Consider the following 23,560-nt stretch of genomic DNA (forward strand, 5'->3'; position numbering starts at 1 on the left):
TGGGGCTGATCGCCACGAGATCGCCGATCTCGCGGAGGGGGCCTCAGCCTTCCGCGGCGAAGCAGCAGAACTCGTTGCCCTCCGGGTCGGCGAGCACGTCCCACGCGACCTCGTCGTCCTTGGCCCGCAGCAGGGTGGCGCCGGCCGCCACGAGCGCGGCGGTGTCGCCGACGACGTCCAGGTGCATGCGGTTCTTGACCGTCTTCGCCTCGGGCACCGGGTTGAGCCAGATGACCGGCCCCGCGCCGGTGGGGTCGGCGATGGGCACCGGCCACTCCGGGGGCCGCGGCGACCGGTAGTCCCCGGGCTGGAGGTCGGCCAGCCGCACGTAGCCCAGGGCGGCACACCACCAGTCGGCCTGGGCCTGGTGGTCGCGGGCGTCGAGGCAGAGGTCCTTGAGACGGGCGGGTGCGTCGGCCATGACCGCGCAGGGTAGGCGGCTGTCCGTGGCGGTGGTCATCGGGACGTCGGGCTGGCAGTACCGCGACTGGCGTGGGCGCTTCTACCCGCCGAAGCTGCCCCAGCGCCTGTGGCTGGAGCACTACGCCGAGTTCTTCTCGACGGTGGAGAGCAACAACGCCTTCTACCGGCTGCCCGAGCACGCCACCTTCGTCGCCTGGCGGGAGCGCACCCCGCCGGACTTCCGGTGGGCGGTCAAGGCCAGCCGGTTCCTCACCCACGTCAAGCGACTGCGCGAGCCGGAGGAGCCGGTGGCCCGGCTGATGGCCCGCGCCGAGGGCCTGGAGCACCGCCTGGACACGGTCCTGCTGCAGTTGCCGCCCACGCTGAGGGCCGACCCCGACCTGCTGCGGGAGTGCCTCGCGCAGTTCCCCGCCGGCACGCGGGTCGCCGTCGAGCCGCGGCACGACAGCTGGTGGACCGACGAGGTCCGTGCCCTCCTGGAGCGCTACGGGGCCGCGCTGTGCTGGGCCGACCGAGACGAGCAGCCGGTGACGCCGCTGTGGCGCACCACCGACTGGGGGTACCTGCGGTTCCACACCGGCGTGGAGGACTGGCGCTACCGGCCCGGCACGCTGCAGCTGTGGGCCGACCGCCTGGCCGCCACCTGGGGCCCGGACGACGACGTCCTCGTGTACTTCAACAACGACCCCGGCGGGGCGGCGACCATCGACGCCGTCCACTTCGCCGAGGCGGTCCGCCGGGCCGGGGGGACGCCGACCCGCGTGCCCACCGCCGACCAGGCCCTCGGCACCGCCTGGGATCCGGACCAGCGGACGCCGGGCCTGCCCGCGCCGGCCCAGCCGAGGCCGGGCACCTAGCCGAGGACGGTGCGGTCCTCGGCGTGCCGGATGCCCAGCCGGTCGGCCGCCTCACCCAGCACCGCCTGCACCGCCAGGGTGTCGGACAGGGGCATCACCGTGCTCTCCGTGCGGCCGGCCCGCAGGCACTCGGTCACCTCGGCGAGCTCGTGCGCGTAGCCGGTGCCGGTCGCCGGGCGGGTGATCGTCTCCGGCTCGGCGCCCGTGCGGTGCAGCACGATCGTCCGCGGGTGGTGGAAGCGGGGGAGGACGTCGATCCAGCCGGTCGTCCCGAAGACGCGGGCCTGGCCCGGCGTCGGGTACCGCAGCGAGGTGGTGAGCGTGGCGGTGCGGCCGTCCTCGTAGCCCAGCAGCAGCGCGGCCTCGGCGTCGGCGCCGGTCGGGAACAGCGAGCCGGCGACGTGCACGGTGTCGGGGGCGCCCAGCAGCATCTGCGCGAACGAGACGACGTAGACGCCGAGGTCCAGCAGCGCCCCGCCGCCGAGCTCCAGGGCGAACAGCCGGTCCAGCGGGTCGTAGTCGCGGGCCACGCCGAGGTCGGCCTGCACCGAGCGCACCTCGCCGATGGCGCCGTCGGCCACGAGCTCCCGCAACCGCACGACCGCCGGCTGGAACCGGGTCCACATGGCCTCCATGACGAAGACGCCGCGTTCGCGGGCCCGGTCGACGACCTCGGCGGCCCCCGCGGTGGTGGCGGTGAAGGCCTTCTCCACCAGCAGCGCCTTGCCCGCGTCGAGGGCGGCCAGCGCGATCGCGGAGTGCTGCGGGTGCGGCGTCGCCACGTACAGGACGTCGACGTCCGGGTCGGTGAGGACGTCGGCGTAGGAGCCGTGCGCCCGCTCCAGCCCGTGCCGCTGCGCGAACGCCGCCGCACGGTCGGCCGACCTCGAGGCCACCGCGACCGGCCGCGCGCCGGGCACGTGCGCGAAGTCCCCCATCACGCTCTCGGCGATGCGGCCGGGTCCGACGATGCCCCAGCGGATCTCCTCGGTCACCCGAGCGACGCTAGCCGGGCCGGGGGAGACTCGCGCCGTGGCCGTGCTGATCGACACCCCCGTGTGGCACTGGCGCGGGCGGCTGTGGTCGCACCTGGTCAGCGACGTCTCCTACGAGGAGCTGCACGCCTTCGTCGCCGCCGAGCTGGGCATCCCGCGGCGGGCCTTCCAGGGCGACCACTACGACGTCCCCGAGGACCTCTACGACGTCGCCGTGGCCGCCGGGGCGCTGCCGGTCGGGTGCCGGGAGCTGCTGAGCCGGCTGCGGGCGGCCGGCCTGCGGCTCAGGAAGACGCGGCCCGCCGCCTCAGCAGGGTGAGCTCGGCGGTCAGGTTGGCCCGGGCGCGCGGCGTCCACTCCGCGGCGACGGCGGGCAGCCGGTAGAGCGCGGGCAGCGCGAGCAGGTGCTCCAGGACGGCGACGCGCCCGGCGGTGAACACCTCGTCGGACAGGTGCCCGTACTCCTCGCGCACCGCCGAGGCGTAGGCGGCGTAGGACTCCGGCGGGCCGGCCAGCACCGCGAGGTCGGCGTCGCAGAGCACCGCGCCGTTCGCGTCGTCCGGCGCAGGGTCGTGCCCGGCGGTCAGCAGCACCAGCCGGGCCACCTCCTCCACCCGCGCCTCGGGCACCAGCCCGCGCAGGCCGGCCCGCGCGCGCTCGGCGCTGACCTGCTCGTTGTCGGCGCGGGTGGGGTCGTAGACCACGTCGTGGTACCAGGCCGCGAGCCGGACGGCGTCCGGGTCGGCGGCCGCACCGGCCAGCTCGCCGACCAGCCCCAGGACGGCGGCCAGGTGCGCGAGGTCGTGGTACCGGCGGTGCGGCTGACCCCACGCGGCGACGACGGCGGCCCACTCGGTGCGCGAGGTCGGGGAGTCACCGGCCAGCGGTGTCCACTCCTCGAAGCCGACCAGGCTCATGCCGGCCCGCAGCTGCGCACGGTCAGCAGCGCGAACGCCCGCGCCGCGGTGACCAGCTCGGCGATCGGCACCCGTTCCAGGGGGCCGTGGGCGAGGTGCAGGTCGCCGGGGCCGTAGTGCAGCGTCGGGATGCCCGCGGCGGCGTACAGACGCAGGTCGCTGCCGGCCGGGATGGCCCGCTCGGGCGGCACGCCGGCACCGGTGTCGGCCACCGCCCACCGGACGTCGGCCAGCAGGGGGTGCCCGTCCGGCAGCGAGCCGCTGGCGAAGGAGCCGCCGGTCCAGGTGAGCCGGACCGGGTGCTCGGCCAGCCACGGGTCCGCGGCGCAGAAGGCGGCCAGCCGCGTCTCGAACGCCACCCGGGCCGCGGCCACCGGCTCGCCCAGCCGGACGCCGTAGCGCCCCTCGGCGACCAGCCGGTCGGGCACCGAGCTGGCCCAGTCGCCGGCCCGCATCCGGCCGATGTTGATGCCGTAGGGGTAGCGGGCGCCGCCGAAGCGGGGATCGGCGCCGGCCTGCCGCTCGGCCTCGAACGCCCGCACGTCGGCGTGCACGGCCGCGAACAGCTCGACGGCGCTCACGCCCTGGTCGCGGTGGGCGGCGTGCGCGGAGAGGCCGGTCACCTCCAGCCGGAAGGTGAGGGCGCCGGCGTTGGCCGTGACCACCGCGCCGGCGGTCGGCTCCGGGATGACGCACCGGTCGCCGCGGTGGCCCCGCCGCAGCGTGGCCCAGGCCCCCAGGCCGCCGTCCTCCTCGCCGACGACGGCGTGCACCGCCACGGGCCGGGCCAGCCGCACCCCCGCCGTCCGGACGGCGGCCACGGCGGCCAGGGCGGCGACCACGCCGGCCTTCATGTCGCACGCGCCCCGGCCGTGCACCGCACCGTCGGCGACGTGGGGGTCGAAGGGGCCGCGCGGCCACAGGGCGGGGTCCCCCGGCGGGACGACGTCGGTGTGGCCGGCGAAGACCAGCGCCGGCACCCCCTCGTCGGCGGCCGGCGCGGTGCCGACGACGCCCCACGCCTCGGTGCGCTCCACCTCCTGGCCGGGGGCGTCCGCTGCGGTCGCGGCCGCGGCGAGGTCGATCGGCCACCGGTCCACCGCGCAGCCGAGCTCCTCCAGCCAGCCGGCGACCAGGTGCTGCGCCTCGCTCTCGGCCGCCGTGCCCCCGACCGAGGGGACCGCGACCAGCTCGCGGAGCCGGTCGACCGCCCACCGCTCGTCGACGGCGGCCAGGACGCGGGCCTCGACGTCGGTCAGGTCGGTCAGGTCGGTCACGGGCGGAGTCTGGCACGCGACCCGGTCGATCCCGGCCGACGGCGGACCGCGGCGTCGACCGACCCGACTGGCCCCCGTGTGAGCTCTCGGGACCGGGGGTAACCTCGAAGCGTCCGGGCCGGGTGCATCGTGCCCCCGGGTGCCATTTGGTTACCGCCTTCACGGACCACCGCCCCGACTCCGGTCGGGGGCCTGGAGCCGTGTTGTGCATCTCGCCGCGAGGCGGCCGTCATCCGGTCCGGACCCAGACCTCGACATGCCGCCGCGGCGGCTCCCGCCTACCGTCGTCCCCAGGTGTGACCGGGCAGACATCGGGAGTGGGCATGGCAGGCGCGGTCCAGCACGGGCACGGCAGGACGACGGTCGACGAGCGGCACCGGCTACCGGTCAAGACGCTCATCTCGGCGAGCATCGGCAACGCGGTCGAGTGGTTCGACTGGACGGTCTACGCGACCTTCGTCGTGTACTTCGCCGGCCAGTTCTTCCCGGCCGAGAACGAGGCGCTGGCCCTGATCGGGGCGACGTCGACCTACGCGCTCGCCTTCTTCTTCCGGCCGCTGGGCGGCATCCTGCTGGGCCGGTTCGCCGACCTGCGCGGCCGCAAGGCCGGGATGCTGCTCACCATCCTGCTGATGGCCGGCGGCTCGATGGTCATCGCGATCCTGCCCACCTACGAGCAGGCGGGCTGGCTGGCCCCGATCCTGCTGCTGCTGGCCCGCATCGCGCAGGGGATGTCGCTGGGCGGCGAGGTGTCCAACGCGTCGGCCTACCTGGGCGAGATCGCCCCGCCGGCCCACCGCGGCCGCTACTCGTCGTTCTTCTACATCTCGACCGGCTCGGCGCTGCTGGCCGCCTCGCTGCTCGGCGTGCTGCTGACCAACGTGCTCGACGAGGGGCAGCTGCAGGCCTACGGCTGGCGGATCGCGTTCTTCCTCGGTGGTCTGCTGGGCCTGATCGGCATGTGGCTGCGCCGGTCGCTGGTCGAGACCGAGCAGTTCGAGGAGAGCGCCGAGAAGGCGCGGGCGACCAAGCACCCGCTGCTGCAGACGATCAAGCACCACCCGAAGGCCGTCGTCCAGCTGTGCTCGTTCACCCTGCTGTCGACGCTGTCGTACTACACGTTCTTCAGCGCCCTCACGCCGTTCGCGATCAACTTCCGCGACGCCGACGGCAGCGACGTCTTCCTGGCCCTCTCCATCGGCACGGCCCTGTTCGTGGCGCTGTGCTACCCGTTCGGGGCGCTGTCGGACCGGTTCGGGCGCAAGCCGCAGATGCTGGTCTGGTCCGCCGGGTACGCGATCCTCATCGTCCCCCTGTCGTTCCTGGTGCAGGACAACCTCTTCTCGCTGATCGTCGTCTTCTGCACCGGCCTCGGGCTGTACGCGCTGCTGGCCTCCATCGCGCCGGCGATCATGAGCGAGCTGTTCCCCACGGAGCTGCGGGCCACCGGCATCGGGGCCTGGTACAACCTCACCGTCGCCCTGTTCGGCGGCACGGCCCCGCTGGTCATCGTCGCGCTGTCCGACGCCGGGCACCCGCTGTGGTTCTTCTGGTACGTCGCCATCGCTGCCGCCATCGCGTTCTGCGTCATCCTGACCTTGAAGGAGACCAAGGGCACCGAGCTGCGCTGAGGTGACCTGAGGGGCCTCAGGCCCCGGCCGGGCCCGCAGGACTGCCCGACCGGCCGATGCCGGGGCAGGCCCCTCAGCAACACCGTCGACGTCGTCGGAACGGACGACGACAGGAGACGGTGATGGCGACCTACCCGAACCCCGGCCTCGAGGCCGAGCTGGCCTACCGCCGCGAGGTGCTGCAGCAGATCGGCCGCGGGACGCGCACCCGGCGTGGACCCTGGTTCTCGCGTCGCCGGCGGGCGGCCTGACGGCGGCCGGGGCGCCCCTCGTCCCGGCCGCCGCGGAGCTGTCCCCGGGCTCTGCCACGATCGAGGGCGTGCCGCAGTGGGACGACCGACCCCTGGTGGGCCGCGCCGAGGAGCTGTCCCGGCTGCTGGCCTCGGTCGACCGTGCCGTGGAGGGCCGCGGCTGCGCGGTGCTGCTGGCCGGTGACGCCGGCGTCGGCAAGACCCGGCTGCTCGACGAGCTGGCCGCCCGCGCTCCCGCGCACGGGGTGCGCGTCCTCGTGGGGCACTGCGTCGACCTCGGGGACGTCGGCCTGCCCTACCTGCCGTTCGTCGACCTGCTGCGGCCGGTGACCGGTGAGCCGCCGGCCGGGCTGTGGGCGGGCCGCGCGCCGGTGGCCGTCCCGGAGCAGCCGGGTGGCGAGGCCGCGGACCTCGGGCGGCCGCTGCCGCACCTGGCGTCCCGCCCCCTGCTGGATGACGGCCGGCTGCCGCTGTTCGAGGGGGTCGCCGCGCTGCTCACCGAGCTGGCCGCGGCCACCCCGCTGCTGCTGGTGCTGGAGGACGTGCACTGGGCCGACCGCTCCAGCCGCGACCTGCTGCGCTACCTGCTCGCCCGCCTGGCCGACGAGCCGGTGGCGATGGTGGTCTCCTACCGCTCCGACGACCTGCACCGCCGCCACCCGCTGCGCCCGCTGCTCGCCGAGCTGGTGCGGTTGCCGGGCGTGGAGCGGCTGGAGCTGGAGCCACTGCCGGACGCCGCCGTCGGCGAGCTCGTGCGCGGGCTGGCCGCAGGCGTCCCCGAGAAGACCGTGGACGACGTCGTGGCGCGCGCCGAGGGCAACGCCTTCTACGCCGAGGAGCTGACCGCTGCGGGCCTGGCCGGTGAGACCCTGCCGCTGGCGCTCACCGACGTGCTGCTGGCCCGGGTGGAGCAGCTCGGCGAGGCCGCCCAGCGCGTGCTGCGGGTGGCCGCGGTCGCCGGGCGGCGCGTCCACCACGACCTCGTGGCCGCGGTCAGCGGGCTCGCGCCCGCGGAGCTGGAGGCCGCGCTCGCCGAGGCGGTGCACCACCACCTGCTGGTGGTGTCCGACGGCGGCCGCTACCGCTTCCGGCACGCCCTGCTGCGCGAGGCCGTGCTCGCCGACCTGCTGCCGGGGGAACGGGTGCGGCTGCACGCCGCGATCGCGGCCCACCTCACCGCCGTCCCGGGCGCGGGCACCGCCGCCGAGCTGGCCCACCACGCGCTGGGCAGCAACGACCTCCCGCGGGCCCTCTCCGCCTCGCTCGACGCCGCCGCGGAGGCCGGCCGGGCGGGCGCGCCGGCCGAGCAGCTGCAGCACCTGGAGGCGGCGCTGGCCCTGTGGCCGGCGGTGCCCGACGCGGCCGAGCGGGCCGGGCGCGACCACCCCGCCCTGCTGCTGGAGACCGCGGCCGCGGCCCGGCGCGGCGGCGAGCTGCACCGGGCGGTGGCCCTGCTGCGGGAGGCGCTCGCGCTCCTGGGGGAGGAGGGCGACCCGGTGGTGCGGGCCCAGGTGCACTCCACCCTCGCCCAGGCGCTGGGCCGGATCGAGGACCAGGCCGCGGCCCACCGCGAGAGCAGCCGGGCGATGGAGCTGGTGCCGGCGCAGCCGCCGTCGGTGGTGCGCACGTGGGCGGCGGCCACGCACGCGCGCACCAGCTACGACGTGGGCCGGTGGGCCGACGGTGACGCCGCCGCCGAGGAGGCGCTCGCGGCGGCCGACGCGCTCGGCCTGGACAGCGCCTGGGCCGACACCGCCGTGTCCCTGGCGCGGGTCCGCGGCTCCGGGGACCGCGCCGCGGTGCGCGCCCGGCTCGAGGAGGCGCTGGCGCGGGCCCGCCGATCCGGCGACACCGACGTCGAGCTGCGGGTGCTGTTCAACCTCGCCGTCGTCCCCTACGAGGCCGGCGAGCTGGCCGAGTCCGGGACCTGGATCGACGCCGGGCTCACGCGGGCCCGCGAGCTCGGCGTGGAGTGGGCGTTCTACCCCGCCGAGCTGCGGCACCTCGGGGTCGTCGTCCGCTACGTGTCCGGCGACTGGGACGGCAGCCTGGCGCTGGCCGAGGAGCTGGCGCGGGTGCCGGACATGGCGGCGCACGTGCGCGCGGCCGGGCTGCTCGTCCGGGTCGGCCGCGGGGATCCGACGGCCGCCGAGCGGGTGGCCTGGGCGCGGGGGCTCACCACCCGGCTGGACGCCCACGTCCTCCTGCTGCTGGCCACCGCCGGCGCGGAGATCGACCTCGCGGCCTGGTCCGGCGACGCCGGAACCGCCGTGGAGCGGGCCCGCGCCGCGGTGCAGCAGGTGCACACGTACTGGAACGTCGACCGGCTGGCCGTCCTGCGCCTGGTCGCGACGGCGCTCGCGCCGGTGGCCGACGCCGCGGCCACCGCCCGGCTGACCGGCGACGACGCGGCGGTCCGGCGGTGGTCGGCCGCCGGGGAGGAACTCGCCGCCGCGGCTCGCTCGGCGGTCGAGGACCACGTCCGGGCGATCGGCGGGTACGGCGTGGAGGCCGCCGCGTGGCGGGCCCGGGTGGAGGCGGAGACGGCCCGCCTGGCGGGGCGGGATGTGCCGGAGCTGTGGCGGGCCGCCGTCGACGGGTTCGGGTACGGGCACGTCTTCGAGCAGGCGCGGTCGCGGTTCCGGCTCGCCGAGGCGCTGCTGGCCACCGACGACCGGGACGGCGCCGCCGCGGAGCTGCGTGCCGCGGGCGAGACAGCGGTACGGCTGGGGGCGGCGCCCCTGCAGGCCGCCGTCGTGGCGCTGGCCCGCCGCTGGCGGTTGCCGCTGGACCTCCCGGGGGCGCGGCGGGTCGTGGAGGGCGGTGCGGTCTTCACGCCGCGGGAGACCGAGGTGCTGCGGCTGCTGGCCCAGGGCCGGACCAACCGGCAGATCGGCGCCGAGCTCCACATCAGTGAGAAGACCGCGAGCGTGCACGTCAGCAACATCCTGGCCAAGCTCGGCGCCGGCGGCCGCACCGAGGCCGTCGCCATCGCCGCGGCCCGCGGCCTGCTCCCGTCAGCGGAGGCCGGCCGACTGGGCAGTTGACGTCGCCGACACGCGCCGGCACGCCGCGGCAGGCGGCCACAGGTGCCCAGTCGCGAGTCGCGGTCGGCAGCGGCTCAGCGGCGGGCCGGGGACGGCACCTGGCCGCGGTGCGGTCCGGAGGACCGCGTTGTCACAGCATGGTGCGGAGGCGTTCCCGGCGGGCGCGGAGGACGTCGACCGAGGCCGAGGCCGACGGCGGTCCGGGCACCGACCTGCGCAGCTCGGTGTGCACCACCGCGTGCGGCTGCGAGGTGCGGGCGGCCACCCGGCTGACCAGGCGGTTGATCTCGCGCCGGAGCTCGGCGGCGTCCCGCCAGGAGCGGCCGGCGTCGATCTCCTCCGGGTGGTCCTCGACGGGGAACAGCCCGGCCTCGTCGTCCTCGTGGTGTGCCCGCTGGGCGATCCGCAGCCGCAGCTCGTCGTCCCGCTTGGCCAGCAGGGACGCCGTCTGCTCGGCGGTGAGCAGACCGGGGATGCCGAGGAACTCCTCCTCCTCGGCGCCGAGGTCTCCCGCCCGCCCCGCGGCGGAGCTGCCCTCGCCGGTGTGCGCCGTGCCGCTGGCCAGGACGTGCGCGAAGCGGGCGTCGGCCTCCAGGGCCTCGAACTGCTTGACGCTGTCGCCGACCTCGCGCTCCTTGGGCGGCAGCGGGTCGAGGTCGAGCTCGTCGCCCTGCACCGTCTTCGGCGGGGGCATGACGTGGTTCCGTTCCTTCTCCATCGACGCGGCGAGACCCAGCAGCGGCCGGACGGCGGGGAGGAACACGGTGGCCGACTCGTGCGGCGCGCGGGAGCGGACGACGCGCCCGACGGCCTGGGCGAAGAACAGCGGCGTCCGGTAGGACGTCATCCAGGCGAGGACGGCGGCGCGCGGGACGTCGACGCCCTCGGAGATCATCCGGACGCAGACGGCGATCCGGGCGGACCCGGTGGCGAACCGCTCGATCTTCTTCGACGCCTTGGGGTCGTCGGACAGGATCAGCTCGGCCGGCTTGCCGGTGACCCGGCGGACGATCTTGGCGTAGGCGCGGGCGTCGTCCTGGTCGCTGGCCAGCACCAGCCCCGCGGCGTCGGGCATGCCGTTCTCGCGCAGGTGGGTGATGCGGTCGTCCATCGCGGCGATGACGTGCGGCACCCACTGGCCCTTGGGGTCCAGGGCGGTGCGCCAGGCCTGCATCTCCACCGAACGGGTGCCGGCCTCCGACAGCGACGCGGCGACGACCTCGCCGGCGGAGTTCCGCCAGCGCGAGGTGCCGGTGTAGGCGGCGAAGACGACCGGGCGGACGACGTTGTCGGCCAGCGCCTCCTTGTAGCCGTAGGTGTAGTCGGCGCGGCTGACCAGGCCCATGCCGCCCTCGCCGTCGTCGCCCTCGAAGCCGTCCTCCTCGTAGCGGACGAAGGGGATGCGCTCGTCGGGCTTGGTGCGGAACGGGGTCCCGGTCAGGCACAGCCGCCGGGCGGCCATCCCGTAGGCCTCCTCGACCGCCTCGCCCCAGGACAGGCCGTCGCCGGCGTGGTGCACCTCGTCGAGGATGACCACCGTCTTGACGGCGGTGGCGCGGGCGGCGTGCAGCATCGGCTTGCCCGCGACCTGCGCGTAGGTGGTGACGTACCCCTGGGTGCCGGCGCGCACCGGGCCGACGGCGTTGGTCAGGTTCGGGTCGAGGACGATGCCCATCCGGTCGGCGGCCTCGGCCCACTGCAGGCGCAGGTGGTCGGTGGGGCAGACGACGATGACGCGGGCGACCTCGCGCCGGGATAGCAGCCGCGCGGCGAGGGTCAGGGCGAAGGTCGTCTTGCCCGCGCCCGGGGTCGCGGTGACCAGGAAGTCCTTGGGGGAGCTCTCCTCGTACCTGGCGAGCGCGGCCTGCTGCCACGCCCGGAGCGGTCGGCTGGTCGTCTGCGGGCCAACGGCCTCCGCTCGTGCTGCACTCCCCATGTCGGGACCCATCTTCGCCGGGCCGACGGCGACACGCCCAACCGGCCGCCTCCCGCGCGCCGTCCCGCCGCCGACGTATGGCGGGCTCTGGCGAACCCCTGACCTGCACGGATGTGCCCGACCGACCCGGCGGTGTGGGGATCGTCATGCCCGTGCCGGACCGTCACGTCACGCCACGCGGGTCCCAGCCGCCCCGCGACGCGCAGTGGAGCGCCAGGGGGGAGGGACCTCGCCCCTGGCACTCCACCCGGTCAGCGGCGGGTGCGCAGGGCCAGCAGGGCGCCGGCGGTGACCAGCAGCGCGGCGGCGATCGCGAACAGCGTCGGCTGGCCGCCGCCGAGCAGGTCGTCGGCCAGCCCGCCCGCGTTGTTGGAGGCGTTGAACGTCGCGTGCACGACCCCCGCGGCGAGCAGGCTGCCCGCGGCGCCGCGCACGGTGACCCCGACCAGCAGCCGGAGCAGGACGCCGAACACCAGCAGCGCGGCGACCGCGAGCGCCAGCGGGCCGGCGGCGATCTCGCCGGTGAACTGCAGCGGCAGGTGGATGGCGGCGAAGGGCAGCGCCGTCAGCGCGGCCGCGCCCAGCAGACCGTGTCGCCGCTCCAGCCGGCCCTGGAAGAAGCCGGCCCAGACCGTCTCCTCCCACAGGTGCACCAGCAGCAGCGAGGTGAGGACCGCGACGGCGCCCGAGCCGAGCGTGGCGATCAGGTCGCCGGTCCGCAGCTCCCGGCCGGCGGCCACCCCGAGGGCGAGCGTGAGCACCGGCAGGGCCAGCAGCGCCGCGGCCCACCAGCCGGGCCCGAACCGCCACTGCGCCGCGCGGCGCAGCAGGGCCCGGACGCCGGGGCGGCCCTCGGTGACGGCGGTGACCCACAGCGCCGCCGGGAGCATGACCAGCAGCGTGAGCGCGAGCGTGAACGGCTCCTCGGGCAGCGCGCCGCCCGGGAGGACGCCGTGCGCCGTCAGCGCCGGGATCGCCAGCAGCGGCCAGCCGAGGCCGAACACGAGGACGAGGAAGGCGGCCAGCGGGTGGCGGGCGACCCGGGCCCGCAGGCCACGGGCGGCCGGGGCACCGGCGCGGAGCGGAGGACGAGCGTCGAGGGTGGACACGTCAGGACCTGCTTCCGGAGAGGGGGAGGGAGTCGGCCAGCGCGCGGGCGGGGGAGACCGACGCGGTGGTGACGGCGGCGAGGTCGAGGGCACGGACGACGTCGGCCTGCCGGGCGGCCCGCAGGAGGCACAGGCAGCGGCCCGCGCCGGGGAGCAGCACCGCGGCGCACCAGCGGATCGGCGTCCCGGCCGTGCCGAGCCGGGCCACCGCCCGCGCCAGTGCGCGGTGCATCTCCACCGCGTCGTCCGCCGACGGCGGGCAGCTGCGGACCTCCACCAGGTAGAGACCCGTCCGCCCGTGCCGCCGGTCGACCACGCGGGCACGCTCCCGCTCCGGCGTCCCGGGCACACCGGGGGAGCTACGGACGGCGGTACGGGTACTGCCGCGGACCCGTACCGCGCCGTTACCGTCCCCGGCCATGGCGCGGCGGCCGGTCCCCGCTCCCGGGCACCGGCTGCCCGCGGAGCGCAGCTCGTTCGTGGGCCGGCGGGCCGAGCTGACCCGGCTCCGCGGGCTGCTCGGGGAGTCCCGGCTGGTCACGCTGGTGGGGCCGGGCGGGGTGGGCAAGACCCGGCTGGCGCTGCGGGCCGCCGCCGAGCTGGGCCGATCCTTCCCCGACGGCGTCGCGCTGGCCGACCTCACCGCGGTCGCCGACCCGGCGCTGGTGGCCGCGCAGGTCGCCGCCGCGTTCGACGTCCGCGACTCCACGGGACGCTGGCTGCCGGCGTCCCTGGCCGAGGTGCTGGGGGAGCGCCGGCTGCTGCTGGTCCTCGACAACTGCGAGCACCTGCGGGACGCGGCCGCCGTGCTGGTCGACACGCTCACCGGCGCCTGCCCCGGGCTGACGGTCCTGGCCACCAGCCGGACGCCGCTCGACGTCCCCGGGGAGGCGCTGTGCGCGGTGCCGCCGCTGGTCGGCGGTGAGGGGATCGCGCTGCTGCGGCAGCGGGCCACGGCGGCGGTCCCCGACCTGGAGCTCCCGCCCGGCGACGACGCCGTGCTGGCCGAGCTGTGCCGGCGGCTCGACGGCATCCCGCTGGCCCTGGAGCTGGCCGCCGTCCGGCTGCGCACCCTCACGCCGGCCCAGCTGCTCGACCGACTGGACGACCGGTTCGGCCTGCTGCGGCGGGCGGGGGCGGCCGGGCCCCCCCCCCCCCCCCCGGTCCCCGCCGGCCCCAGGCCCCGCCGCCCTCAGGCCCCGGCCGGCACGGCCGGCAGATCCGCCAGGCCGGGCGCCAGGCGCTCGTCGGTGACGTCCTCGTCGGACATCCGGCCGGACAGGAACGCGTCGTAGGCCGCCAGGTCGAAGTGCCCGTGCCCGCACAGCGCCGTGAGGATGACCCGCTCCTCGCCGGACTCCCGGCAGGCCACCGCCTCGCGGATGCAGGCGGCGAGCGCGTGGGACGGCTCGGGCGCCGGGATGATCCCCTCGGTGCGGGCGAAGCGCACCGCCGCGGTGAAGCACTCGCTCTGCGGCAGCGCCAGCGCCTCGATCAACCCCAGCTCGAAGACGTGGGAGAGCAACGGCGACATCCCGTGGTAGCGCAGCCCACCTGCGTGGATCGGGTCGGGGATGAACCGGTGGCCGAGGGTGTGCATCTTGAGCAGCGGCGTCATCCCGGCGGTGTCGCCGAAGTCGTAGGCGTACACGCCGCGGGTCAGCGACGGGCAGGACTCCGGCTCGACCGCCCGGATCGTCGGCGACATCCGGCCGGCCAGCTTCTCCCGGAGGAAGGGGAACGCCAGCCCGCCGAAGTTCGACCCGCCGCCGGTGCAGCCGACGATCACGTCCGGCGTGTCCCCGACGGCGGCGAGCTGCAGGAGCGCCTCCTCGCCGATGACCGTCTGGTGCAGCAGCACGTGGTTGAGGACGCTGCCCAGGGCGTACCGGGTCTGCGGCTCCTGCGCGGCGACCTCCACCGCCTCGCTGATGGCGATGCCCAGCGACCCGGGGTGCCGCGGGTCCTCGGCGGAGACGGCGCGGCCGGCCGCGGTCAGGTCGGACGGTGAGCGGTGCACGCGGGCGCCGAAGGTCTCCATCGCGATCCGGCGGTAGGGCTTCTGGTCGTAGGAGGCGCCGACCATCCAGACCTCGCAGTCGAGGTCGAACAGGGCACTGGCGAACGCCAGCGCGGTGCCCCACTGCCCGGCGCCGGTCTCCGTCGTCAGCTTCCGGACGCCGGCCTGCGCGTTGTAGTACGCCTGGGGAACGGCGGTGTTGGGCTTGTGCGAGCCGGCGGGGGAGACGCCCTCGTACTTGTAGTAGATCCGGGCCGGCGTCCCGAGGGCCCTCTCCAGCCGGTGCGCGCGGTACAGCGGCGAGGGCCGCCACAGGCGGTAGACGTCGAGCACCGCGCCCGGGATGTCGACGAACCGCTCGCCGGTGACCTCCTGCGCGATGAGGTCCGGGGGGAACAGCGGGGCCAGGTCGTCGGGGCCGACCGGCTGCATCGTGCCGGGGTGCAGCGGCGGCGGGGGCGGGCTCGGCAGGTCGGGCACGACGTTGTACCACTGCGTCGGGAGCTGCGACTCCTCGAGCAGGATCTTGGTCCGCTGGTCGGCCACCGTCGTCTCCTCCGGCTCGGTCCGCGCACGAGTGCGGCGGAGCGTAGCGCCGGAGGACCCCTGCAGGACCCGCCGCGAGCCTGGGAACGTACCGGAACGGAACGGCCCCCGTGCAGGGACCCGCCGCGAGCCTGCGAGCGGTGGGGGCACGGGGGCCCTTCCCGTCAGTTCTTGTGCAGCTCCGCGTTCAGGGCGCCCCAGTCGCCGTCCCGCGGCAGCGCCTCGAGGGCGCCGGTGACCGAGTTGCGCCGGAACAGCAGCCCGTCGCGGCCGGAGAGTTCCGCGGCCTTGACCGTCGAACCGTCGGGCAGGGTGACCCGCGAGCCGGCGGTCACGTAGCAGCCGGCCTCGACGACGCACCGGTCGCCGAGGGAGATGCCGATGCCGGCGTTGGCGCCCAGCAGGCAGCCCGAGCCGATGGAGATGACCTGCTTCCCGCCGCCGGAGAGGGTGCCCATGATCGAGGCGCCGCCACCGACGTCGCTGTCGGCGCCCACGACGACGCCGGCGCTGATCCGGCCCTCGACCATCGACGGGCCCAGGGTGCCCGCGTTGAAGTTCACGAAGCCCTCGTGCATGACCGTCGTCCCCTCGGCGAGGTGCGCGCCCAGCCGCACGCGGTCGCCGTCGGCGATGCGGACGCCGGAGGGGATGACGTAGTCGACCATCCGCGGGAACTTGTCGACGCCGTACACGGTGACCTGCCCGTGGGCGGCGCGCAGCCGGTGGGCGTTGAAGGCGGCCGCCTCGACCGGGCCGGCGCTGGTCCAGGCGACGTTGGTGAGCAGGCCGAACACGCCGGTCAGGTCGGCGCCGTGCGGGCGGATCAGCCGGTGGGAGAGCAGGTGCAGCCGCAGCCAGACGTCGTGGGTGTCGACCGGCGGGGCGGAGAGGTCCGGGATCACCGTGCGGACGGCGATCACCTCCACCCCCCGGGCCTCGTCGCGCCGCACCAGGCCGCCGTAGTCGGGACCCAGTTCCCCGGAGAGCTCGAGCGCGCCGAGGCGCGTCGTCCCGGCGGCCGAGCCCTCGGGAGCGCCCAGGCGGGGCTCGGGGTACCAGGTGTCGAGCACCGTCCCCGAGGGGGTCACGGTGGCCAGGCCGGCGGCGACGGCGGAGTGCGGGGCGGCGTTCGTCACGGGGACGACGCTACCCAGCGCGGGGCGGGGTCCGGTCAGGAGGCGGACGCCCCGCCGGGTGAACGGTGCGCGACCAACCGGTGACCTGGCGCGGTGCGGCGGCCGGTGTCCGGCGGCGCCCGTAGGGTCGTCCACCGTGAGCTCCGCACCGCACCTGGACCTCTCCGCCGACGTCCTCGCCCTCACCCGCGCGCTGGTCGACACCCCCTCCGTGTCGGGCGACGAGGCGGCGCTGGCCGACGCGGTGGAGGCGGCGCTGCGGTCCTTGGGCGGGCTGGAGGTCGAGCGCGTGGGGGACGCGGTCCTCGCCCGCACCGACCTCGGCCGCCCCACCCGCGTGGTCCTCGCCGGCCACCTGGACACCGTGCCGATCGCCGACAACGTGCCCAGCCGGGTCGAGGACGGCCGGCTCTACGGCTGCGGCACCAGCGACATGAAGGCCGGCGACGCGGTGATGCTGCGGCTGGCCGCCCGCTTCGGCGTCCCGGGTGCCGCGCCCGCGCACGACCTCACCTTCGTCTTCTACGACAACGAGGAGGTCGAGGCGGTCAAGAACGGCCTCGGCCGGGTCGCCCGCGAGCGCCGCGGCTGGCTCTACGGCGACCTCGCGATCCTGCTCGAGCCGACCGACGGCGAGATCGAGGCCGGCTGCCAGGGCACCCTGCGGGCGGTGCTCGAGGTGCCGGGCCGGCGGGCGCACAGCGCCCGCAGCTGGCTGGGGGTCAACGCGATCCACGGAGCCGCCGGCATCCTCGCCACCCTCGCCGCCTACGAGGCGCGCGAGGTGGAGATCGACGGCTGCACCTACCGCGAGGGGCTCAACGCCGTCCGGGTCGAGGGCGGGGTCGCCGGCAACGTCATCCCCGACCGCTGCGCGGTGACGGTCAACTTCCGCTACGCGCCGGACCGCGACGAGGACGCCGCCGAGGCGCACGTCCGCGAGGTCTTCGCCGAGGCGGTCGAGGCCGGCGCCACGCTCACGTTCGTGGACAACGCCGGCGGGGCACTGCCGGGGCTGGCCGAGCCCGCCGCCGCCGCGTTCGTGGCCGCCGTCGGGCGCCCGGCCCGGGCCAAGCTCGGCTGGACCGACGTCGCCCGCTTCGCCGCCTTCGGCATCCCCGCGGTCAACTACGGCCCCGGCGACCCGCAGCTGGCCCACACCCGTGAGGAGCACGTCGTCGTCGAGCGGCTGCAGCCGGCCGAGGACGCGCTCGTCGCCTACCTGTCGACCCCCTCCGCCTGAGGAGCCGCGCATGACGACCACCCCGCAGCCCGCCGACGGCCGCAGGCCCCGCCCGACCCGGCACCGCGGCCCGGTGATGCTGCGCGGCGGCGAGCCCGACGCCCGCACCGTCGGGACGACGACCGACCAGCGGCTGCTGGACCGGCGCGGTCCCACCGACTGGGTGCACACCGACCCCTGGCGCGTGCTCCGCATCCAGAGCGAGTTCGTGGAGGGCTTCGGGCTGCTGTCCGAGCTGCCCCGTGCGGTGAGCGTCTTCGGCAGCGCCCGCACCCCGCGGGACTCCCCGCACTACGCCGCCGGCGTCGAGATCGGGGCGGCGCTGTCCCGCGCCGGGTACGCGGTCATCACCGGCGGCGGCCCAGGGGCGATGGAGGCGGCCAACCGTGGGGCGTCGGAGTCCGGCGGGCTGTCGGTCGGCCTGGGCATCGAGCTGCCGTTCGAGCAGGAGCTCAACGAGTGGGTCGACGTCGGCATCGCCTTCCGCTACTTCTTCGTCCGCAAGACGATGTTCGTGAAGTACGCGCAGGCCTTCGTCATCCTCCCCGGCGGCTTCGGCACCCTCGACGAGCTGTTCGAGGCCCTGACCCTGGTGCAGACCCGCAAGGTCACCCGCTTCCCGGTGGTGCTGTACGGGTCGGAGTACTGGTCGGGGCTGGTCGACTGGATCCGCAGCACGATGGTCCCGGCGGCCACCATCAGGGAGTCCGACCTGGACCTGTTCACCGTCACCGACGACGTCGACGAGGTCGTCCGGGTGGTCCAGGAGGCCGAGGCGGCCCGGCAGGCCGGCGACAACGGCGGCGGCATGCGGTCGGTGCCGGTCGAGGCCGACCCGAGCGACGCCTGAGATCCCCACGTGCTCTCCGCCGTCGTCTTCGTCGTCGTCGTCCTGGTGGTCGGGGCGCTGGTGTTCCTCGGCGGCTCGCTGCTGCTCGGCCGCGGGGAGACCCGGCCGCCGGCCGATCCGGACCGCTCCCCGCTGGAGCTGCCGGAGGACCGGCCGGTGACCGCCGACGACCTCCGGGCGGCGCGGATCAGCGTGACCGTGCGCGGCTACCGGATGACCGAGGTGGACTGGCTGGTCGAGCAGATGGCCCAGACGCTGGAGGAGCGCGACGCGCAGCTGGCCGAGCTGCGCGGCCGGCTGGACGACCGGGGAGCCCCCGCGCGGGACGACGTCCCGCCCGCCACCGAGGACGGGACCCACGCCGATGCCTGAGCTCGTCGAGACGACCACCGTCGACGCCCCGCCGGAGCGGGTGTGGGCGGCGCTCACCGACTGGACCCGGCAGGGCGAATGGATGCTGCTCACCGACGTGGAGACCGTCGGCGGGGACGCGCAGGGCTTCGGCGGGCGGCTGGCCGCCCGCACCGGCATCCCGTGGCGGCGCGGGCGGCACCTCGGCGTCCTGGACACGATGGTGATCACCGAGTGGGACCCGCCGCGGCGCGTCGTCGTCCAGCACACCGGCCGGATCGTGCGCGGCCCCGGCATCTTCGAGCTGGTGCCCGACGGCGGGCGGACGGCGTTCACCTGGACCGAGCGGCTGTACCTGCCCTTCGGCCTGCTGGGCGTGGTGGGCTGGCCGCTGGTGCGCCCGTTCGTGGTGCTGGGGGTCCGGCGGTCGCTGCGCCGGTTCGCCGCCTTCGCCGCCGCCCACCCCGGGCCGTGACCGCGGCGGCGATCCGGGCCGACCTCGCCGCGGCTGCCGACCCGGAGCGGGCCGACGGCATGGCGCGGTACTTCCAGGCCCGGCCCGGGGGCTACGGCGAGGGCGACCGCTTCCTGGGCATCGGCGTGCCCGAGCAGCGCCGGATCGCCCGGGTGCACGCGGCCGGCACGTCCCTGGCGGACGCCGGCGAGCTGCTCACCAGCCCGGTGCACGAGGAGCGGCTCACCGCGCTGTTCGTGCTGGTGCGGCGCTTCGAGCGGGCCGACGAGGCGGAGCGGCAGCGGATCGTCGAGCTGTACCTGCGCTGCCGGGAGCACGTGTCCAACTGGGACCTGGTGGACGCCTCGGCGCCCCACCTGCTCGGCGACGTCGACCCGGCCGTGCTGGACGAGCTGGCCGCCTCCTCGTCGGTGTGGGACCGCCGGATCGCCGTCATGGCGACGTTCGCGACGGTCCGCGCGGGGCGCTTCGGGCCGACCCTCGCCCTGGCCGACCGCCTGCTGGAGGACCCGCACGACCTCGTGCAGAAGGCGGTGGGCTGGATGCTGCGCGAGGTCGGCAACCGCGACCGGGCGCTCGCCGAGCAGTTCCTCGCCCCGCGCTACCGGCGGATGCCGCGGACCATGCTGCGCCACGCGATCGAGAAGTACCCGCCCGACCGGCGGCGGGCCTACCTGCGCGGGGACGTCTGAGAGCTCTCAGCCCCGGCGGGAGCGGACGAACGCCAGCGCCTCGCGGGCCAGCACGAGGTCGCTCGCCGGTTCCCCGTCCGGGAGGGCGACCCACTCGCGGTAGGGCCGGCCCTTCCCGGCGCCGAACGGGCGTCCGCCGCCGTCGGCCAGCAGCGCGGCCACCCGGTCGGCGGGCAGCTTCAGCACCACCGCGTCCCCGGTGACCATCGCGAAGACCGCCCCGCCCGCGCGCAGGGTGTCCGAGCCGAACCGGCGCCCGCCGTCGCCGTCCGGCGGGGTCACGCCGGGCTCGGCGGCGAGGGCGTCGACGAGCGCGGCGAAGCGGTCCGGGGCGTCCACGCCCCCCATGGTCGGGCAGCCGCGGCGGCTGCGGGGCGGACGGCGGCGCGGCTGACGTACCAGCGTCGCCAGAGCACCGCGGCGGTGAGCAGCGAGACGACCGTGCCGCCGTCGTACATCAGCCGCGCGCCCTCCTGCGCGGCCACGACCCCGGCCGGCGGGCCGGCGTAGAGGGCCTTCGCGAGGACGTCGTGCGCCGCCATGCCGGCCGCCAGCGCAGCGGCCCGCACGCCCACCCCGCGCCGGTGCGGTGCCGGGTCCACGGCCAGCACCGCCGCGGTGGCCAGGTACCCGCTGACCAGCACGTGCAGGGAGATCAGCGCGCCGAGCCCCGGGCGGTGCACGGTCGCCGTGTGCAGGCCCGTGCCGTACAGCGCCCACAGGCCCGCGGCGTTGAGGGGGACGGCGACCAGCGGGTCGCTCGCCCAGCGGACCGGCGGTGTCCGCAGCACCCGGGCCAGCCGCCGCGCCGTGTCCACCGGAAGGACCCGCAGCGCCAGGGTCACCGGTGCGGCCAGCACCAGCAGCAGCGGCCCGACCATGCCGAGCAGCAGGTGGCCGGCCATGTGCGTCCGCAGGTCGCCGTGCGCGCCGGCCAGCGCCCAGCCCGCACCGACCGCGACCAGGCCCGCCAGCCAGCACGCCGTCCGCACCAGGGACCACGGCGCCCCGCACCGCCAGGTCGCCGCGACGTACAGCGTGGCGGCGACGAGGACGGCGAGCGCGGTCACGGCCGGCGGCGGGCGCGCAGCCCCAGCAGGGTGCCGGCGGCCAGCAGCACGACGGCGCCGCCGATCCACGCGGCGTCGTACGCGGCGAGGTCGACGCCGTAGCGCACCTGGTGCACCCGCAGCAGCTTGTGGTCGACCACGCCGTCCCACAGCTGGAAGGCGCCGGCGCCCAGCAGCACCGCCGCCCACCAGCGCAGCCGGTCGAACGTCCCGCGGCGCCGGACGTCGGCCAGCAGCGCCAGCCCGGCGACCACGGCCGAGAGGGTGGCCGCGTGCAGCACCCCGTCGGAGACGAGGCCGGCGGCGCCACCGGCCCGGTCGTAGAAGTGGTGCCAGTGCAGCAGCTGGTGGAAGACGATCTCGTCGACCGCCCCCATGAGGCCGGCGCCCAGCAGCAGCCCGGAGACGAGCAGGCGGCGGCCGGGCACGACGCGGGCATCGGTCACGGCCGAGCGGTGCCCCGGGGGAGGGGCCGGAAACGGGGCGTCAGGACCCCGGCGGCCCGCCGACGGCGCTCACCAGCCACGCGTCGCCGGCGCGCACGACGCGGGCCGGCACGGGGACCGGCTCGGGGACCGTGGCGGAGCAGGTGGGCCAGGGCTCCGGCACCCACGTCACCGTCACCGTGCGCTCGCCCCCCGTCCCGGACAGGGACACCGCACCGGAGGGCAGCTCGCCCACCGCCTCGCGGGCGTCGGCGCAGGACCGGTGGACCCCGGGGAACCCGCTGCGCGCGCACGCCGCGTCCGACCGGCCCAGCTGCTCGATGGTGCCCGTGGTGACCGCGCAGAGAGCGCCGGCGTTCCCGTCGGCGACGGCGGTGAGGTAGGCGTCGACGGCCTCCTGCGGTGTCCACGGCGGCCCCTCGGCCCGCCAGAGCAGCAGGGCCGGGACGGCGGCCGCGACGAGCACGACCGGCACGAACGCCACCACCCAGCGCCACGGCCGCCACCGGCCACCGTCCTCGCCGAGCAGCCCGCCCCCGCGCAACCACCGGCGGGTCTCCCGGTCCCGGAGCCAGGTCAGGACCCGCCGCGTGAGGTCGGCACCGGCCAGGCCCAGCAGCGCCAGGAGCAGGACGCCGAGCATCGTCTCGGGCGCCGGCGAGTGGGGCCACGTGGCCGCCAGCAGGCCGGCGATCCACCCCAGCGGGACCATGACCAGGCCGATGAGGGAGTCCAGCGGGTCCGGCCCGGCCACCCCGGCCCACAGCCCCAGCACGAACAGGTCGGTCTGCACCGCGGCGACCACGGCGGCCACGGGCGGGAGGAGGCGCAGCCCCAGCCCGACCCAGTCCCGCAGCGCGAGGGGCGGCCGGCCGTCGTCCGTGCCCGGGGCCGTCGGCGCCGCACGCGCACCGGTGCCCGGGCCGCCGGGACCCGCCGGGCGGCCCATGCCCAGCCGGCCGGCGAGCAGGGGAAGGGTCCGGGCGAAGTCGCGCTCGTACCGGACGTGGTCGCGCACGACCGACTGCTCGCCCGCCACCCGCACGTACCGGTACTCCCCGCCGCCCTCCAGCGCCGCCGGACCGTTGGGCACCGGGTCGAAGACCGCCTGGATGTCCAGCCACGCCACGCCGTCGAGGCCCTCGAGGGGGCCGGCGGTCAGCCGGTCCAGCGCGACCAGGCAGCGCCACCAGACCACCGCGGTCAGCGCCACGGAGACCGCCAGGAGCAGCCACGACCAGGAGTCCCACCGCCGGACGGCCCACGCGCCGGTGACCACGATGAGCAGGTACAGCGGCGTCAGGTACCGGGGGAAGCGCCGGAGCAGGCTCACGTCGTCCAGCCGGCCGAGGCCGGACCCGACGGTGACCAGGTGGGGTGGTCGCCGCTCGGGCGGCATGCGGCTCAGGGTCCGGTAGGCGACCGCGGCGCCCTGCGAGTGGGCCAGCACGACGGTCGTCCCGGGGTCTCCCTGCGCGGCCTTCTCGGTGAGGCGAGCCTCCAGCCTGCTCTCCATGGCGGCGCGGCTGACCGGGTCGGCGACGAACAGGTAGGCGTCGCCGATGGTGGTGCTCATCCACCCGAGCCCGCGGCCGAGCGCCTTCCGGACCGTCGGGACGGGGACGAGCGCCACGACGGCGGCCGCCAGCAGGACGACGGCGAGCACCGGTGCCGCGACGCCGAGCGCGACGATCCCCGCGGCCAGCGGCAGGACCAGGGTGGCGACGCGGCCGGCCGCCGGCACGAACCCGCCGGCGGCGTGCTGCGGCCAGAGCCCCGTGCGCTGCCGCAGGACCAGGATCGACTGGGTCACGGCCAGCGTCGGCGCGATCGTGGCGAGGAAGCGCAGGACCCGGCTCAGCGACGGCTCGGCGAACGCGTCGGCCCAGTGGGCCTCCACCACGGTCACCTCGGTGGTGGGTGGGTGGGGGAGACCGGGCCGGACGGGCGGGTCGAGCCGGACACGGATGCAGGGGTCCCGCCGCAGGTCCGCGCTCAGCACGGTGACCCGGTGCTCCGCGGCCTCGGCGAAGCGGATCAGGGCGTCGGCCCACCGTGCCGCCGTCCCGCCGGCCTCCTGCCCGCCGATGCCGTGCACGGTGATCAGCCGGATCCGGTGCGGTGCCGCCGCGTCGGCGTCCCGGCTCGAGGGCCCGGTGACCGTCGCGTCCATGTGCACCCCTCGCGTGGGCGGGACGGGGTGCCGCCAGGGTCCCGGAGCCGCTCGGCGCGCCACAAGACAGATCCGTTCCGGATGTCCGCGTGGGTGGGGACCCGTGCGTGGG

At 76.4% G+C, this 23,560-nt stretch carries 24 protein-coding genes; 11 read left to right on the top strand and 13 right to left on the bottom strand.

Going from position 1 to position 23,560, the window contains the following annotated elements; genetic code table 11:
• Window positions 1–43: 43 nt before the first annotated feature.
• A complete protein-coding gene (locus ACI78Q_RS10205; protein WP_456923227.1) occupies window positions 44–421 on the bottom strand; it encodes a VOC family protein in 378 nt (125 codons plus the stop codon).
• Here ACI78Q_RS10205 and ACI78Q_RS10210 point away from each other — a divergent pair.
• Complete coding sequence (locus ACI78Q_RS10210) at window positions 420–1,280, top strand: DUF72 domain-containing protein (protein WP_456923228.1); 861 nt, start codon at window positions 420–422, stop codon at window positions 1,278–1,280. The two genes, ACI78Q_RS10205 and ACI78Q_RS10210, sit on opposite strands and share 2 nt — an antisense overlap.
• Here ACI78Q_RS10210 and ACI78Q_RS10215 read toward each other — a convergent pair.
• Window positions 1,277–2,275 (bottom strand): Gfo/Idh/MocA family protein, encoded by a 999-nt coding sequence (locus ACI78Q_RS10215; protein WP_456923229.1) that lies wholly within the window; start codon window positions 2,273–2,275, stop codon window positions 1,277–1,279. The genes ACI78Q_RS10210 and ACI78Q_RS10215 overlap by 4 nt on opposite strands.
• A 37-nt stretch (window positions 2,276–2,312) precedes the next feature.
• On the opposite strand from ACI78Q_RS10215, the gene ACI78Q_RS10220 reads away from it, so the two are divergent.
• Complete coding sequence (locus tag ACI78Q_RS10220; RefSeq protein ID WP_456923230.1) at window positions 2,313–2,594, top strand: DUF4031 domain-containing protein; 282 nt, start codon at window positions 2,313–2,315, stop codon at window positions 2,592–2,594.
• On the opposite strand, the gene ACI78Q_RS10225 is transcribed toward ACI78Q_RS10220, so the two are convergent.
• Window positions 2,560–3,192 (bottom strand): HD domain-containing protein, encoded by a 633-nt coding sequence (locus ACI78Q_RS10225; protein ID WP_456923231.1) that lies wholly within the window; start codon window positions 3,190–3,192, stop codon window positions 2,560–2,562. The two genes, ACI78Q_RS10220 and ACI78Q_RS10225, sit on opposite strands and share 35 nt — an antisense overlap.
• Window positions 3,189–4,469 (bottom strand): ArgE/DapE family deacylase, encoded by a 1,281-nt coding sequence (locus ACI78Q_RS10230; RefSeq protein ID WP_456923232.1) that lies wholly within the window; start codon window positions 4,467–4,469, stop codon window positions 3,189–3,191. Before ACI78Q_RS10230 ends, ACI78Q_RS10225 begins: the two co-directional genes overlap by 4 nt.
• A 323-nt stretch (window positions 4,470–4,792) precedes the next feature.
• Between ACI78Q_RS10230 and ACI78Q_RS10235 the strand changes: the two genes are divergently transcribed.
• The 3 genes from ACI78Q_RS10235 to ACI78Q_RS10245 all read left to right on the top strand — a co-directional run bounded on the left by ACI78Q_RS10235 (window position 4,793) and on the right by ACI78Q_RS10245 (window position 9,398).
• Window positions 4,793–6,100, top strand: a complete 1,308-nt coding sequence (locus ACI78Q_RS10235) for an MFS transporter (RefSeq protein ID WP_456923233.1) — start codon at window positions 4,793–4,795, stop codon at window positions 6,098–6,100.
• Between the two features lie 122 nt (window positions 6,101–6,222).
• On the top strand, window positions 6,223–6,351 hold the full coding sequence (locus ACI78Q_RS10240) for a hypothetical protein (protein ID WP_456923234.1): 129 nt from the start codon (window positions 6,223–6,225) through the stop codon (window positions 6,349–6,351).
• A 68-nt stretch (window positions 6,352–6,419) separates the two neighbouring features.
• On the top strand, window positions 6,420–9,398 hold the full coding sequence (locus ACI78Q_RS10245) for a helix-turn-helix transcriptional regulator (RefSeq protein WP_456923235.1): 2,979 nt from the start codon (window positions 6,420–6,422) through the stop codon (window positions 9,396–9,398).
• A 130-nt stretch (window positions 9,399–9,528) separates the two neighbouring features.
• On the opposite strand, the gene ACI78Q_RS10250 is transcribed toward ACI78Q_RS10245, so the two are convergent.
• From ACI78Q_RS10250 to ACI78Q_RS10260, 3 genes are all read right to left on the bottom strand, one after another.
• Window positions 9,529–11,334 carry a DEAD/DEAH box helicase gene (locus tag ACI78Q_RS10250; RefSeq protein ID WP_456923236.1) on the bottom strand — a complete coding sequence of 602 codons (1,806 nt, stop codon included), beginning with the start codon at window positions 11,332–11,334 and terminating at the stop codon, window positions 9,529–9,531.
• Between the two features lie 251 nt (window positions 11,335–11,585).
• Complete coding sequence (locus ACI78Q_RS10255; RefSeq protein ID WP_456923237.1) at window positions 11,586–12,443, bottom strand: CPBP family glutamic-type intramembrane protease; 858 nt, start codon at window positions 12,441–12,443, stop codon at window positions 11,586–11,588.
• A gap of 1 nt (window position 12,444) precedes the next feature.
• Window positions 12,445–12,759, bottom strand: coding sequence for a hypothetical protein (locus ACI78Q_RS10260; RefSeq protein WP_456923238.1), 315 nt, complete (start codon window positions 12,757–12,759; stop codon window positions 12,445–12,447).
• A 103-nt stretch (window positions 12,760–12,862) separates the two neighbouring features.
• Between ACI78Q_RS10260 and ACI78Q_RS10265 the strand changes: the two genes are divergently transcribed.
• A complete protein-coding gene (locus ACI78Q_RS10265) occupies window positions 12,863–13,738 on the top strand; it encodes an ATP-binding protein (protein WP_456923239.1) in 876 nt (291 codons plus the stop codon).
• On the opposite strand, the gene ACI78Q_RS10270 is transcribed toward ACI78Q_RS10265, so the two are convergent.
• Both ACI78Q_RS10270 and dapD read right to left on the bottom strand, forming a co-directional pair.
• Window positions 13,636–15,009 (bottom strand): TrpB-like pyridoxal phosphate-dependent enzyme, encoded by a 1,374-nt coding sequence (locus ACI78Q_RS10270; RefSeq protein ID WP_456923240.1) that lies wholly within the window; start codon window positions 15,007–15,009, stop codon window positions 13,636–13,638. The two genes, ACI78Q_RS10265 and ACI78Q_RS10270, sit on opposite strands and share 103 nt — an antisense overlap.
• A gap of 164 nt (window positions 15,010–15,173) precedes the next feature.
• Complete coding sequence (gene dapD, locus ACI78Q_RS10275; protein ID WP_456923242.1) at window positions 15,174–16,148, bottom strand: 2,3,4,5-tetrahydropyridine-2,6-dicarboxylate N-succinyltransferase; 975 nt, start codon at window positions 16,146–16,148, stop codon at window positions 15,174–15,176.
• 136 nt (window positions 16,149–16,284) lie between these two features.
• Between dapD and dapE the strand changes: the two genes are divergently transcribed.
• The 5 genes from dapE to ACI78Q_RS10300 are packed head-to-tail and all read left to right on the top strand — an operon-like array spanning window position 16,285 to window position 19,759.
• Window positions 16,285–17,391, top strand: coding sequence for a succinyl-diaminopimelate desuccinylase (gene dapE, locus ACI78Q_RS10280; protein WP_456923243.1), 1,107 nt, complete (start codon window positions 16,285–16,287; stop codon window positions 17,389–17,391).
• Window positions 17,392–17,401: 10 nt separating this feature from the next.
• Entirely contained in the window at window positions 17,402–18,241 is an 840-nt protein-coding gene (locus tag ACI78Q_RS10285; RefSeq protein WP_456923244.1) for an LOG family protein, read from the top strand.
• Between the two features lie 9 nt (window positions 18,242–18,250).
• Complete coding sequence (locus tag ACI78Q_RS10290) at window positions 18,251–18,613, top strand: DivIVA domain-containing protein (RefSeq protein WP_456923245.1); 363 nt, start codon at window positions 18,251–18,253, stop codon at window positions 18,611–18,613.
• Window positions 18,606–19,067, top strand: a complete 462-nt coding sequence (locus ACI78Q_RS10295) for an SRPBCC family protein (RefSeq protein ID WP_456923246.1) — start codon at window positions 18,606–18,608, stop codon at window positions 19,065–19,067. Before ACI78Q_RS10290 ends, ACI78Q_RS10295 begins: the two co-directional genes overlap by 8 nt.
• Entirely contained in the window at window positions 19,064–19,759 is a 696-nt protein-coding gene (locus ACI78Q_RS10300; protein WP_456923247.1) for a DNA alkylation repair protein, read from the top strand. Before ACI78Q_RS10295 ends, ACI78Q_RS10300 begins: the two co-directional genes overlap by 4 nt.
• A gap of 6 nt (window positions 19,760–19,765) precedes the next feature.
• On the opposite strand, the gene ACI78Q_RS10305 is transcribed toward ACI78Q_RS10300, so the two are convergent.
• The 4 genes from ACI78Q_RS10305 to ACI78Q_RS10320 are packed head-to-tail and all read right to left on the bottom strand — an operon-like array spanning window position 19,766 to window position 23,448.
• Window positions 19,766–20,098, bottom strand: coding sequence for a hypothetical protein (locus ACI78Q_RS10305; RefSeq protein ID WP_456923248.1), 333 nt, complete (start codon window positions 20,096–20,098; stop codon window positions 19,766–19,768).
• On the bottom strand, window positions 20,038–20,829 hold the full coding sequence (locus ACI78Q_RS10310) for a cytochrome c oxidase assembly protein (protein ID WP_456923249.1): 792 nt from the start codon (window positions 20,827–20,829) through the stop codon (window positions 20,038–20,040). The genes ACI78Q_RS10305 and ACI78Q_RS10310 overlap by 61 nt, the downstream gene beginning before the upstream one ends.
• The gene (locus tag ACI78Q_RS10315; protein WP_456923250.1) at window positions 20,826–21,275 is read right to left on the bottom strand and encodes a DUF2243 domain-containing protein; all 450 of its coding nucleotides are present in this window, start codon (window positions 21,273–21,275) and stop codon (window positions 20,826–20,828) included. The genes ACI78Q_RS10310 and ACI78Q_RS10315 overlap by 4 nt, the downstream gene beginning before the upstream one ends.
• Window positions 21,276–21,315: 40 nt before the next feature.
• Window positions 21,316–23,448 carry a hypothetical protein gene (locus tag ACI78Q_RS10320; protein ID WP_456923251.1) on the bottom strand — a complete coding sequence of 711 codons (2,133 nt, stop codon included), beginning with the start codon at window positions 23,446–23,448 and terminating at the stop codon, window positions 21,316–21,318.
• Window positions 23,449–23,560: the final 112 nt, after the last annotated feature.

It is taken from the genome of Geodermatophilus sp. SYSU D00705, from assembly GCF_054050135.1.